Here is a 15,427-nt window from a genome sequence, read left to right on the forward strand (position 1 = left end):
TTATCACCATATTGTTATGGCTAGACTTAAAGATAATAACCCAGTAAAAAGGTTTGATAAAATTTCTATCGGATTGGCATCTCCAGAATCTATTTTGGGAGAGTCGAGAGGAGAGGTTTTAAAACCCGAAACCATTAATTATAGAACGCATAAGCCAGAGCGAGATGGGCTTTTCTGCGAACGTATTTTTGGCCCGGTAAAGGATTACGAATGTGCTTGTGGAAAGTACAAGAGAATCCGGTACCGCGGTATAGTATGTGATCGCTGTGGTGTTGAGGTAACAGAGAAAAAGGTGCGCCGAGACAGAGTTGGGCACATTAACCTGGTAGTACCGGTTGCACATATCTGGTATTTCCGCTCTTTACCCAATAAAATAGGTTACCTTTTGGGATTACCTTCCAAGAAATTGGACATGATCATTTATTACGAACGTTATGTTGTAATTCAACCTGGTCTTGCAAAGAGTAATGAAGAAGGCACCGAAATCCAAAAGATGGATTTCTTAACGGAAGAGGAATACCTTAACATCTTGGAAACCCTCCCAGCAGAAAACCAGTATTTGGAAGATAGTGATCCAAATAAGTTTATCGCTAAAATGGGTGCCGAATGTCTAATAGACCTTTTGGCAAGGATAGATCTAAACCAACTGTCCTACGACCTAAGGCACAAGGCAAATACCGAGACTTCCAAGCAACGTAAGACAGAGGCTTTAAAACGCCTTCAAGTTGTTGAGGCACTTAGGGAATCGCAAGAAAACAGGGAGAACAAACCAGAGTGGATGATCATGAAGGTGGTACCCGTTATTCCTCCAGAATTGCGTCCTTTGGTACCTTTGGATGGTGGTCGTTTCGCTACATCGGATTTAAATGACCTATATCGAAGGGTAATCATCAGAAACAATCGATTAAAGCGATTAATGGAGATTAAAGCCCCAGAAGTAATTCTTAGAAATGAGAAACGTATGCTTCAGGAGGCAGTGGATTCCTTGTTCGATAATACACGTAAAGCATCGGCAGTAAAAACAGAATCTAACAGACCTTTAAAATCCCTATCGGATTCGTTGAAAGGGAAGCAAGGACGTTTTCGTCAAAACCTTTTGGGAAAACGGGTAGATTATTCGGCACGTTCGGTTATTGTTGTTGGTCCCGAGATGAAATTGTACGAATGTGGCCTTCCCAAGGATATGGCGGCAGAACTGTACAAGCCTTTTGTAATACGCAAGTTGATCGAAAGAGGTATTGTAAAGACCGTTAAATCGGCCAAGAAGATTATAGACAAAAAAGAACCTGTAGTTTGGGATATTCTAGAGAATGTACTTAAGGGACATCCGGTATTATTGAACCGAGCCCCTACATTGCACCGTTTGGGAATACAAGCATTTCAACCAAAACTGATAGAAGGTAAGGCCATTAGACTTCACCCATTGGTGTGTACGGCCTTTAACGCGGATTTTGATGGAGATCAAATGGCAGTGCATTTACCTTTGGGCCCAGAAGCAATTTTGGAATCCCAATTGTTGATGCTTGCTTCGCACAATATATTGAACCCCGCAAACGGATCACCGATTACCGTACCATCCCAAGATATGGTATTGGGTCTGTATTACATGACCAAGGAGAAAAAATCTACCAAAGAAGTAACCGTTAAGGGAGAAGGATTAACCTTCTATTCTGCCGAAGAGGTAGTTATCGCCTTTAACGAAGGTATGGTAGAGCTTAATGCCGGTATAAAAGTTAGGGCCAAAGATTTCAATGAAGAAGGAGAATTGGTAAATCAGATCATTACCACTACCGTAGGTAGGGTATTGTTCAACATGGTGGTACCCGAACAGGCAGGTTATGTAAACGATGTATTGAACAAAAAATCCTTAAGGGATATTATTGGTAACATATTAGCTGTTACCGATGTGCCAACCACATCCGATTTCTTGGACAAGATCAAGACAATGGGGTATGAGTTTGCCTTTAAGGGAGGTTTGTCCTTTAGCTTGGGAGATATTATTATTCCTCAGGAGAAACATGAGATGATAGCCGATGCCAACGAGCAAGTAGATGGTATTATGGCGAACTATAACATGGGACTTATAACCAACAACGAGCGTTATAATCAGGTAATCGATGTTTGGACATCTACCAATGCCATGTTGACAGAATTGGCAATGAAACGTATCCGGGAAGACCAACAAGGATTCAACTCTGTGTATATGATGTTGGATTCTGGTGCAAGGGGTTCCAAGGAGCAAATTCGCCAGTTGACCGGTATGAGAGGATTGATGGCCAAGCCTAAAAAATCTACCGCGGGTGGTGGAGAGATCATTGAAAACCCAATTTTGTCCAACTTTAAAGAAGGACTATCCATTTTGGAGTACTTTATCTCCACACACGGTGCACGTAAAGGACTTGCGGATACTGCTCTTAAAACAGCGGATGCAGGTTATTTAACACGTAGATTGGTAGATGTATCACAAGATGTTATTATCAACATAGAAGATTGTGGTACCTTACGCGGTATAGAGGTAGCGGCTTTAAAGAAGAACGAAGAAGTAGTGGAGACCTTGGGCGAGAGAATTCTTGGAAGGGTTTCGTTACACGATGTATATAACCCTCTAACGGAAGAATTGTTGTTATCCGCAGGACAAGAAGTTATGGAGGCCGATGTTAAGAGAATAGAGGCCTCGCCTATTGATAAGATAGAGGTTCGTTCAGCTTTAACCTGTGAAGCGCAAAAAGGAATCTGTGGTAAATGTTATGGTAGAAACCTATCTACCAATAAAATGGTTCAACGTGGAGAAGCCGTTGGTGTAGTAGCAGCCCAATCTATTGGTGAACCTGGGACACAGCTTACTTTGCGTACCTTCCACGTTGGAGGTATTGCCGGTAACATTTCCGAAGATAATAAACTGGTAACCAAATTTGCCGGTAAAGCGGAAATAGAGGATTTAAGAACTGTAAAAGGAGAGGACGGCGACGGAAAACCTGCAGATATCGTAATTTCTAGAACATCTGAAATTAAGGTTGTTGACGTTAAAACGGGGATTACCCTTAGCACAAATAACATTCCTTATGGATCTCAAATATTTATTAAGAACGGGGACAAAGTAGAAAAAAGTGATGTCATCTGTCAGTGGGATCCCTATAACGGTGTTATTGTTTCAGAATTTCCAGGGAAAATCGCCTATGAAAATATAGAGCAAGGTGTTACCTATCAGGTGGAGATTGATGAACAAACAGGTTTTCAGGAAAAAGTGATTTCCGAATCGCGAAACAAAAAACTGATACCTACGTTGTTGATCAAAAATACCAAGGATGAGGTATTACGATCCTACAACTTACCCGTTGGATCTCACATCATGGTAGATGATGGCGATAAAATCAAGGAAGGAAAGATTTTGGTTAAAATTCCTCGTAAGTCGGCTAAAGCCGGCGATATTACCGGGGGTCTTCCAAGGGTAACCGAGTTGTTTGAAGCTAGAAACCCGTCTAATCCGGCGGTAGTTTCAGAGATTGATGGTGTAGTATCCTTCGGTAAGATCAAAAGAGGTAACCGCGAGATAATCATAGAATCCAAATTAGGGGAGATCAAGAAATACTTGGTAAAACTCTCCAATCAGATTTTAGTGCAGGAGAATGATTATGTACGTGCAGGAATGCCACTTTCCGATGGGTCTATAACCCCGGAAGATATTTTGTCCATAAAGGGTCCATCTGCCGTACAACAGTATTTAGTGAACGAGGTTCAGGAAGTATACCGTTTGCAAGGTGTGAAAATCAATGATAAGCACTTTGAGGTAGTTGTAAGACAAATGATGCGCAAAGTGCGTATTCAGGATTCTGGAGATACCATCTTCTTGGAAAACCAGCTTGCCCATAAAGACGATTTCATTAGGGAAAATGACGAGATATTTGGCAAGAAAGTCGTGGAAGAAGCCGGTGAGTCAGAAAACCTAAAGGCAGGGCAAATAATTACCTCGCGCGAGCTAAGGGATGAAAATTCCATTTTAAAACGTGCGGACAAGGCCTTGGTGGAAGCAAGAGATGCCGTTGCAGCAACAGCAACACCTATCTTGCAAGGAATTACCAGAGCATCGTTACAGACCAAATCGTTTATTTCGGCAGCATCGTTCCAAGAAACTACCAAAGTATTGAACGAAGCCGCGGTAAGTGGTAAGGTAGATCGTCTTGAGGGACTAAAAGAAAATGTGATTGTAGGGCATAAAATACCTGCTGGTACAGGAATGCGAGATTATGAGAACATTATTGTAGGTTCCAAGGAAGAGTACGATGAGATCATGGCCCGTAAAGAGGAATTGAAATTTTAAAATATTGGACATGGCCGATAAAGATCAAAAACAAAAGCAGATTAATATAGAGTTGGATGAGAAAACCGCCGAAGGAACCTATTCCAATTTGGCAATTATCAACCATTCAGTATCAGAATTTGTTGTTGATTTTATTAGTTTGATGCCAGGGGCGCCCAAGGCAAAGGTGAAAAGTAGAATTGTACTTACACCACAGCATGCCAAGAAGTTCCTTAAGGCATTGAACGATAATGTAAATCGTTTTGAAAAGGCCCATGGTACAATTAAGGATTATGAGCAACCTCCCATACCATTAAATTTTGGTCCAACAGGAGAGGCATAACAAAAAAGACCCGTAATTTTTTACGGGTCTTTTTATTTTTAAGGGTTTAGAAAACGTCAATTGTATTCCGAAGTGAAATGAAGCTTTACCGTAGGATATTTTTGTTGGGTCATTTGTAATGAAAATTGGGAATCGGCCAGAAAGACCAGTTGATTCCTTTTATCCTTGGCCAGAAACTTTTGCTTCACCCTTTTAAACTCTTTAAACTCTTCATTGGAAGGATTTTCTGGAGCTACCCAGCACGCTTTGTGTACCGGAAAGTTCTCATAAGTGCATTTTGCACCATACTCATGCTCTAACCTATATTGAATAACCTCATATTGCAGGGCACCTACGGTTCCAATTACTTTTCTATTGTTCAGCTCTAGCGTAAACAATTGTGCCACACCTTCGTCCATAAGCTGATCAATGCCTTTGTACAGCTGTTTGGCCTTCATTGGATCGGCATTATTGATATAACGGAAATGTTCCGGAGAGAAGCTTGGAATGCCTTGATATTGTAATTTTTCACCTTCGGTTAGGGTATCCCCAATTTTAAAATTCCCGGTATCGTGCAGTCCAACAATATCTCCAGGGTATGAAACGTCTACAATTTGTTTTTTTTCTGCAAAAAATGCATTGGGACTAGAAAACTTTAAATTTTTGTTATGCCTTACATGTAAATACGGCTTGTTTCTTTCGAATGTGCCAGATACTATTTTCACAAACGCCAGTCGATCCCTATGTTTGGGATCCATATTAGCGTGGATTTTAAAGACAAAGCCGGTCATTTTTTTTTCATTTGCCTTTACCATACGTTCTTCGGACATTTTGTCTTTTGGGGATGGGGCAATTTGCACAAAGCAATCCAATAACTCGCGAACACCAAAATTGTTCAAGGCAGAACCAAAGAACACTGGCTGCTGAGAACCCTCCAGATAACTAAGCTTGTCAAAACTAGGGTAAACACCATCTACCAGTTCTAGATTTTCCCTAAGCGATTCCGCTGCAGAAGCCCCTATTATATTGTCCAATTCAGGATCGTCAATAGTATCGAATGCAATGGTATCCTCAATATTCTTTTTACTATCTCCGCTAAAAAGGTTAATATTCTTTTCATAAATATTATAGATTCCCTTAAAATCGTATCCCATACCGATAGGAAAACTCAATGGGGTCACAGAAAGTCCCAATTTTTGTTCCACTTCATCCAAAAGGTCAAAGGCATCTTTTCCTTCTCGGTCCAATTTATTGATGAAAACAATCATGGGAATATTGCGCATTCTACAGACTTCCACCAATTTCTCGGTTTGTTCTTCCACACCTTTGGCCACGTCAATAACTACAATAACACTGTCTACGGCAGTTAACGTTCTAAATGTGTCCTCTGCAAAGTCTTTGTGCCCAGGTGTATCTAAGATGTTGATTTTCTTGTCTTTATACAAAAATGCAAGTACCGAAGTAGCGACCGAAATACCACGCTGTCTTTCAATCTCCATAAAATCGCTAGTGGCAGTCTTCTTAATTTTATTGTTTTTTACAGCACCCGCTTCCTGAATGGCGCCACCGAACAACAACAATTTTTCTGTAAGTGTCGTCTTTCCCGCATCCGGATGCGAAATAATCCCGAATGTCCTTCTTCTTAATATTTCCTCTTCAAAATTCATTTAAAAAATTTGATCAAAAATAAGGGAAATATGGCGTTCTATTCCAACCATAGGTTTGTTATTTTCAATAAGCTGATAGCGCGGACCTTAGATGCTTTTTTATCCTAAAAAAGACCGAATTAAAATCTCTTGCAATAAATATTGTGGCCCATCGATAAAAAACAATTTTATTCGTTTTTTGGATAGCCGGTAATCTTTTTTGCTGAAGAATACGTAAGTATGAAGTGTTAAAATATATCTAAATTAACGCTTCATCGAGTAAAACTGTTGTTGAAAGATTATTGCCAAAGGATGCTTTCAAAACAATTTGTTGATCAAAATTTTAGGTATATCTTGCACTAAATTTAAAGAAGCCCTATCTTCTTATCTTTTACTTAATTTCCTACATAGCCATGGTGCTTAGTAAATAATAATTACTGACACTTATGGAAAACTCTACTTTTTTGGACCTAAGAAAAAGTGCGATTTACTTTGCCATTTGGCTTGGTGCAATTACGCTTTTAGTCTTAACGTCCTCATTTACTAAAATAACGCCTGAAAATTTTTCCGAAGATACCAATGCCCCAACGGATTATGAAGTCTTAAGAAAGTGCACAGTGGTCAATGCTGATCGATGCGATGCAGGAGGCAACTCCTATGGGAATTTTTGGTGGCCAGATGCTGTTAACGGACACGCCTCTGGTTTTTTTGCATCCAATGGCGAGAATGGACTTATGTTTCAGGAGTTCAACAATGGAACCGCAAGCATTACCGGTTATACCAAGCTTGGAGATTGCATTGCAGAAATTTATGTAGTGCTAAAAGACAAAAAGGATTGGAATACTTGGAGCGCAGGTGGTGGTCAGTTTAAAAGTGAAGGATGCTCGCAAGCAGTAGCCAATGATTTGCATTATTATGTTATAGACGGAGAAAAAAGTTACGTTACTTCCTATGGTACGGATTGTATGGAAGAAGGTACCTATAAAATTTCCCAAAGACCGGATCCCAACGACCCCTATACGCCAAACTATGGTGTACATATTGGTCCGGGAGGTGCCTTATGGGATTCAAATGTTGGATCCGAAGGCTTGGCAGGATGGGGATGGATAGGACCCAAAGGGGATGAAAAACGTTGGATTTTCGATTTTAATTTTACCATTGATTGCCCAGTACCCGATGAAGACAACGACGATGATGATGTTCCAGACGATGTGGATTTGGACGACGATGATGATGGTATCTTGGACACCGTTGAGGATCCGAATATAGATGGTGACGATGATCCGTTTACCAATGCTCTAGATAGTGATGGAGATGGGATACCCAATTATTTGGATATAGATAGCGACGATGACGGAATTTTGGATAACCTTGAAGGACAAGCTTCCGATGCCTATGTTGCTCCTTCTGGTATAGATGCTAATGGAAATGGATTGGACGATGCTTACGAAGGTACTTTTGGGTTTGGTATAGATCCAATTAATACCGATGCTGGTATTGGACAAGGGAACATTCCGGATTATTTGGATATCGATTCCGACATAGACGGTATCAGAGATAACATAGAAGCACAATCGTTTACGAATTATATAGCACCTTCAGGCGATGATATCAACCAAAATGGTCTTGATGATGCTTATGAAAGTGGTTCCAATTTAGGGCTAAACCCTGTCAGTTCAGATGAAGATCCATATCCAGATTTTAGGGATTTTGATAGTGATGGCGATGGCATTAAAGACAAAGTAGAAGCGCAGACCTCGGAAGGATTTATAGAACCAATTGGCGATTTAAACAAAAATGATATTGATGATGCCTATGAAGCAGGATTGGATCCTATAGATACTGATCGCGATAACGTGCCCGATTATAGAGATATAGATAGTGATGATGATGGTGTTCTAGATAATTTAGAAGGGCAATCCTCTGCAGGTTACATACCCGTTTCCGGTTTGGATTTTGATGAAGATGGATTAGATGATGTATATGGAGAAGGAGGTATTGTACCCGTAAATTCTGATTCAGATACAAATCCAGATTTTAGAGATATAGACTCGGATAATGACGGCATCCCGGACAATATAGAGGCACAGACCACAGCAGGTTATATAACACCCGAAGGTGCAGATGATGACCAGGATGGATTGGACAATGCTTATGAAGGTAGTGGAGATGAAGGAATTACCCCAGAGAATACGGACAGCGGCGATGAACCGGATTATCTGGACCTCGACACGGACAACGATACGGTGGCGGACAACAACGAGGGCAACGACTTCAACTTCGACGGTATCCCGGATCAGGCCTTTACGGGTACCGATACGGACAACGACGGTCTGGACGACGGTTACGAGGGCAGCGATGTGGACGATGGCTACGATGTCAACGACGAGATAGAGGACCCGGCCACGGACCTTCCCGATACGGACGGTACCGAAGACGTCAACTACCGCGATTTCGATGACGACGGTGATACGATAGATACCCCGGATGAGGACATCGACGATGATGGCGATCCCACCAACGACGATACGGACGATGACGGCACACCCGATTACCTGGACCCCGACAGAGATCCAGATCCCGATACCGATGATGACGGAGTCCCCGATTCCGTGGATTTGGATGATGACAACGACGGTATCCTGGATACGACCGAGGATCCCAACCTGGATGGCGACGATGATCCCTTGACGGACCCTTTTAACAGCGATGGCGACACAAGGCCGAACCACTTGGACATCGACTCGGACAATGACGGCATCCCGGACAACATAGAGGCACAGACCACGGTTGGCTACATAGCGCCCAACGATGACGATGAGGCCACCTACGCCGCGAACGATGGTGTCAACTCCGCCTACCTTGGCGGTCTGGACCCGGAGAACACGGACGGCAGCGATGAACCGGATTATCTGGACCTCGACACGGACAACGATACGGTGGCGGACAACAATGAGGGCAACGACTTCAACTTCGACGGCATCCCGGACCAGACCTTTACGGGTACCGATACGGACAACGACGGTCTGGACGACGGTTACGAGGGCAGCGATGTGGACGATGGCTACGATGTCAACGACGAGATAGAGGACCCGGCCACGGACCTTCCCGATACGGACGGTACCGAAGACGTCAACTACCGCGATTTCGATGACGACGGTGATACGATAGATACTCCCGATGAGGACATTGACGATGATGGCGATCCCACCAACGACGATACGGACGATGACGGCACACCGGATTATCTGGACCCCGACAACGATCCCGATCCCGATACCGATGATGACGGAGTCCCCGATTCCGTGGATCTGGATGATGACAACGACGGTATCCTGGATACGACCGAGGATCCCAACCTGGATGGCGACAACGACCCCTTGACGGACCCTCTTGACAGCGACGGTGACACAAGGCCGAACCACTTGGACATCGATTCCGACAATGACGGCATCCCGGACAACATAGAGGCACAGACCACAGCGGGCTACATAGCGCCGAACGATGACGATGAGGCCACCTACGCCGCGAACGATGGTGTCAACTCCGCCTACCTTGGCGGTCTGGACCCGGAGAACACGGACGGCAGCGATGAACCGGATTATCTGGACCTCGACACGGACAACGATACGGTGGCGGACAACAATGAGGGCAACGACTTCAACTTCGACGGCATCCCGGACCAGACCTTTACGGGTACCGATACGGACAACGACGGTCTGGACGACGGTTACGAGGGCAGCGATGTGGACGATGGCTACGATGTCAACGACGAGATAGAGGACCCGGCCACGGACCTTCCCGATACGGACGGTACCGAAGACGTCAACTACCGCGATTTCGATGACGACGGTGATACGATAGATACTCCCGATGAGGACATTGACGATGACGGCGATCCCACCAACGACGATACGGACGATGACGGCACACCCGATTACCTGGATCCTACAGACGACAGACCGGTGACGGAAGAACCCATACTGGTAACACAACTAGTTACACCAAATGGAGACGGAAAGAATGAATTTCTGTGGATCAATGGGGTGGATCGAATACCCAACAACTCCTTAAAGATTTTTAACAGATGGGGAGTGGCCATTTATGAGGGTACAGGTTACAACAATCAAAACAATGTTTTTGATGGCCGATCAAAGGGTAGATCTACACTAAGTGCGGACGATTATGTGCCAGCAGGAGTGTACTTCTACATCTTCGAGTATCAAAATAATCAAGAAAATATTACAGATAGTGGCTATATTTACGTTAGTAAGTAAAATATTACAATAGCATGATATTAAAAAAGAGTTTCCTCGTCCCCATAGTATTTCTTTTTGCCATCATCCAAGGCCTATATGCGCAGCAAGATGCGCAGTATACCCAGTACATGTTCAACACCCTTACGGTAAATCCGGCCTATGCCGGGTCTAGAGGTCAATTGAGTATGGCTGCGTTATATCGATCCCAATGGGTTGGTCTGGATGGTGCACCGGAAACCTTCACCTTAAATCTTCATTCCCCCATCCGAAATAGTAGATTGGGATACGGATTGTCCGTTATAAACGATGAAATAGGAGATGGTGTTGTGCAAGAAACTTACTTTGATGCGGTGGTATCGTACACCATAGATGTTTCCTTAACAGGTAAACTATCTTTTGGCCTTAAAGCAGGGGGTAATCTTTTAAATTTGGACTTTAATAGCTTGGCACAACGGCCAGGACAAGAAGAAACGGTCAATGGAGATAATATCCAAAATAGGTTCTCGCCCAATTTTGGACTAGGATTTTATTATCATACGGACAAGTTTTATCTAGGGTTATCGGCACCCAATATTTTGGAAACAGAACATTTCGATAATTCACAGACCGATGCCGATTCCGTTTCCTTTCTTTCTGCAGAACGAATCAATTTTTATGTAATTACAGGATATGTATTCGATTTAAACAATAATTTCAAATTTAAACCGGCCTTGTTGACCAAGGCAGTTGGGGGAGCACCTTTACAAGTGGATGTCTCAGCCAGTTTTCTCTTCAATGACAAATTTAGTTTTGGTGCGGCGTACCGTTGGGATGCTGCGATAAGCGGTCTTGTAGGCTTTCAATTATCCGATCAGATTATGCTCGGATTGGCTTATGATAGGGAAACGACCGACTTGGGAGGAACCCAGTTTAATGATGGTTCCTTTGAGGTCTTTTTACGGTTTGAATTGGTTAGGTCTTTCGAAAGGTTGGTTTCCCCACGTTTCTTTTAAATTAATATAAATGATAAGAAATATACTTGTAACCATCGTTTTAGTCTTCTCTTTTTTGGGGAATACATATGCCCAGGAACGTTTGGTGAATAAAGCAAATGAAAAGTATGATGCATATTCCTTTAGCCCGGCAATAGACATTTACCAGCGCGTTTTGGATAAGGGTTTTGTCTCTGCCGATTTGTTAAAAAAATTGGGTAACTCCTATTATTTCAACGCTAACTACGAAAAAGCTTCGGAAATTTACAAAAGACTGGTAGACGATTATGGGACGGAAATTGGCCCGGAGTATTATTTTAGATACAGCCAAACATTAAGATCCTTGGGAGATTACGACAATGCCGGCGTTATGATGTCCAAATTTACAACAGCTACTGCAGACGAAAGTACAGGTTCCCGTTATAAAACAGATAAGGATTATTTGGAAGAAATAGAGAAGAATTCCAACAGATACGATATAAGCCCTTTCGGTTTTAATTCAAGATACTCCGAGTTTGCCCCGGCGTTTTACAAAGAAGGTCTCATATTTTCCTCGGATAGGGATACGGGCAATTTTGCGCGGTACAGACATTCTTGGAACTCCAAAGCTTTCTTAAATCTCTATAAACTGAATGCTGATAGCATCTCTCAAAATGAGGTGGTTAAACTAGGGAAGAGTGTAAATACAAGATATCACGAATCTACTTCGGCAGCTACAAAAGATGGAAATACCGTGTATTTTACCAGAAACAATTTTAAGGAGGGAAAACACGTAAAGGATGATGAAGGCATTGTTAGATTGAAAATTATGAGAGCTACCCTTGAGAACGGAGAATGGATAAGTCTAGAAGAACTGCCGTTCAATAGTGACAATTATTCAGTGGCACATCCAAGTTTAAGTCCAAATGAAGACTATTTGTATTTTGCTTCCGATATGCCGGGAACTTTGGGAGAATCGGACATCTTTAGGGTTACCATCAATAGTGATGGAACCTTTGGAACCCCGGAGAATTTGGGAAGCGAAATAAATACACAATCTCGGGAGACCTTCCCCTTTGTAACGAGCAAGGACATTCTTTACTTTTCTTCAGACGGGCATATAGGTCTAGGAGGCTTGGATATATTCGCTACCAAAATTGCCTATAACCGGTTTACAGGCCCCGTCTTAAATGTGGGTAAGAACGTAAACAGCAAAATGGACGATTTTACCTTTATTTTTAATGAAGAAACCCGAGAAGGATACTTTGCTTCCAATCGGACAGACGGAATGGGTGAAGATGATATTTACAGCTTTGTGGAAACAAGGCCTTTGGATTTTGATTGTATTCAAGAGATTTCGGGAACCGTACGCGATAAAATATCCAACGAAGTATTAGTGGGTGCAACGATTAAGGTAATCGATGAAAACAACGAGGAGATTTTAACGACTATTACGGATTCCAATGGTAACTATAGCCTCAGCATAGATTGTAACCAAGGAAACTTCATAAGGGCACTTACAGAAGGTTATGTGCCGTCGGAAGAATACCTGGGTAAATCCGATGGAAAACCAAGAATAATGGATTTTTATTTAGAACGAGGTACGGTCACTGCTGGTTTTGGGGACGATTTGGCCAAGCTGTTGCAGCTTAGTACTATATATTTCGACCTAAATAAATATCAGATTAGACCCGATGCGGAGATCGAAATACAGAAGGTAATAGCGGCCATGGATAAGTATCCCAGCCTAAAACTAAAAGTAAATTCCCATACAGATAGCAGAGGAAAGGATTCCTATAACTTATGGCTATCTCAAAAAAGGGCAGAATCTACCGTGGCTTACATGATTTCAAAAGGAATCGCTGAAAATCGTCTTCAAGGAGAGGGTTATGGAGAAACCCGTTTGGTAAATGAATGCGGAAACGGTACAAAATGTACAAGAGAAAAGCATCAATTGAATCGAAGATCAGAGTTTATAATACTAGAATAAAAGTTACCGACCTATACTTAAAAAATGCAGTTGCCCATGGTAACTGTATTTTTTTTAACATATTTTCACCTTCCATTCTATAGGCCTTAATCGATTAAATACTTCATTTTTTAACATTTTTTAGGCTTTTAAAAAGGAGATACACAGCAACATTTCTTGTGTTCACTTAGGTATTGGCGTTCTTCACAACATTTTTTTCATGGCGGAAAGGCTAACGGCTACTTTTACAGCAATTAGCCAATAGAATGTCAAATTTATAAAAACCATCGACCCAAGAAGATTACGAACCCCGTAGTAATTAATTCCGCATTATAGTATAGTTAATCAGGGAATTGATTGCGTAACCTGCTTACAATGAATAAACCCCATAAGAATATCACATTCTTAGTATTCCTGTTTTTGACCACTCTTGTTTTTGGTCAGGACACCTATTTGGATAATTTTAATACCCTCCCGGAATCTTACTCCCAAAATGACGGTACGTTAAATTTTGCCACAAATTGGGCGGAGTCGGAATCTACCAGCCCTACCGGCGGAAGAATTAGAATAGTCTCCAGTCAATTACGCTTCAATAATCTAGATGGTAGAACCATTACAAGAACATTAGATCTTTCGGCAGCTAGCGCAGTAACTCTTACGCTAGATTATGACGCTACTTCTAGGGGCAACGAAGGCTTGCGGGTAAGACTTTATAACAGCAGCACAAGCTCTTATGAGACCATCGCAACGATTAACACCACTACAAGCGGTTCAATTACACATACACTAACTGCGAATCAGATTTCAAACTCTTCGAGAATACGTTTTCAAGGAGTAGACAATAATTGGAGCGGTAGTGAAACAATCTTTGTAGATAACGTTCAATTTTCCGTTCCTAGTTCCAATATAGCTCCAGTACTTACTACGACAGGAGATCAGGTATATTGCCCAGGAACTACGATCCCGGTTGTTGAGACCATTAGTATTACCGATGCCGATGATACTACGGCAGATGAAGTATCGGTTCAAATCTCTTCTGGATATATTAATGGTGAAGACCTTCTTGCACTTACAGGTTCTCATCCAACAATAACGGCTACTTGGAGTGCGTCGGAAGGAAAACTTACACTTGCCGGACCAGCTACCCTAACAGCCTTTGAGGCTGCCGTTAGTGCGGTAGTATACTCAAGTAGTGCTACCAATCCGACAGGAACTAGAGGTTTTTCTATTACGGTAGGAGATGCAAACTTTTTACCCTCTACAGGCCACTACTATGAATTTATTTCTAATGTAGGTATTACTTGGACAGCAGCAAATGCTGCCGCTTCTTTACGGACTTATTATGGGTTACAGGGGTATTTGGCAACCTTGACCTCACAGACGGAAGCAGATTTTTCCGGATCCCAAGCAACAGGTGTGGGTTGGATTGGCGGTAGTGATGCTACAACGGAAGGTGTTTGGCAATGGGTAACAGGTCCGGAAGCGGGGACAACTTTTTGGAACGGAACAGCAGGTGGTAGTACACCTAATTTTGCATTTTGGAATACAGGAGAGCCAAATCAGGCAGGTAATGAAGATTATGCGCATATTACAGACAATAGTGTTGGGATACAGGGATCATGGAATGATTTACCCAACGCTGGAGGAGGAGGAGCGTATGCACCTCAGGGCTATGTAGTAGAGTATGGAGGTACTACCGGAGATCCGGTTCTAAGTATTTCTGGGACTACAATGATTACTATGGATAATGTAGACCCCACGGCGAGCGATCCTGCGGGTATCACTGTGGAATGTATCGGCGACGTACCGGCCAGCGACATCACGGTGGTGACCGACGAGGCGGACAACTGCAGCGCTGCGGCGAACATTGTTGTGGCCTTTGTAGGCGACAGCGCATTGGTCGGATCCAACCCGGGGACCATTACAAGGACCTATAGCGTAACGGACGAGGCGGGCAACAGCATCACCGTTACCCAGGATATAA

Annotated in this window: 7 protein-coding genes; 6 read left to right on the forward strand and 1 reads right to left on the reverse strand. The window is 42.7% G+C overall.

The genetic code is table 11. From position 1 onward, the window contains the following. The first annotated feature begins 16 nt into the window (after positions 1 to 16). Both rpoC and ACEQ81_RS18010 read left to right on the forward strand, forming a co-directional pair. Entirely contained in the window at positions 17 to 4,318 is a 4,302-nt protein-coding gene (gene rpoC, locus ACEQ81_RS18005; protein WP_411032315.1) for a DNA-directed RNA polymerase subunit beta', read from the forward strand. A 10-nt stretch (positions 4,319 to 4,328) separates the two neighbouring features. Continuing rightward, on the forward strand, positions 4,329 to 4,640 hold the full coding sequence (locus tag ACEQ81_RS18010; protein WP_411032316.1) for a DUF3467 domain-containing protein: 312 nt from the start codon (positions 4,329 to 4,331) through the stop codon (positions 4,638 to 4,640). A 56-nt stretch (positions 4,641 to 4,696) separates the two neighbouring features. Here the strand turns inward: ACEQ81_RS18010 and ACEQ81_RS18015 are convergent, their stop codons facing one another. Then, complete coding sequence (locus ACEQ81_RS18015) at positions 4,697 to 6,286, reverse strand: peptide chain release factor 3 (protein WP_411032317.1); 1,590 nt, start codon at positions 6,284 to 6,286, stop codon at positions 4,697 to 4,699. A 425-nt stretch (positions 6,287 to 6,711) separates the two neighbouring features. Between ACEQ81_RS18015 and ACEQ81_RS18020 the strand changes: the two genes are divergently transcribed. The 4 genes from ACEQ81_RS18020 to ACEQ81_RS18035 form a co-directional block, all read left to right on the forward strand. Further along, complete coding sequence (locus ACEQ81_RS18020) at positions 6,712 to 10,542, forward strand: gliding motility-associated C-terminal domain-containing protein (RefSeq protein WP_411032318.1); 3,831 nt, start codon at positions 6,712 to 6,714, stop codon at positions 10,540 to 10,542. 14 nt (positions 10,543 to 10,556) lie between these two features. After that, entirely contained in the window at positions 10,557 to 11,516 is a 960-nt protein-coding gene (locus ACEQ81_RS18025; protein ID WP_411032319.1) for a type IX secretion system membrane protein PorP/SprF, read from the forward strand. A 10-nt stretch (positions 11,517 to 11,526) separates the two neighbouring features. After that, the gene (locus ACEQ81_RS18030; RefSeq protein WP_411032320.1) at positions 11,527 to 13,464 is read left to right on the forward strand and encodes an OmpA family protein; all 1,938 of its coding nucleotides are present in this window, start codon (positions 11,527 to 11,529) and stop codon (positions 13,462 to 13,464) included. 354 nt (positions 13,465 to 13,818) lie between these two features. Then, positions 13,819 to 15,427: C-type lectin domain-containing protein (locus ACEQ81_RS18035; protein WP_411032321.1), on the forward strand; the 1,609-nt coding region annotated here is incomplete at its 3' end.

It is taken from the genome of Spongiimicrobium sp. 3-5 (assembly GCF_046557915.1).
Taxonomy (GTDB): domain Bacteria; phylum Bacteroidota; class Bacteroidia; order Flavobacteriales; family Flavobacteriaceae; genus JBHEBG01.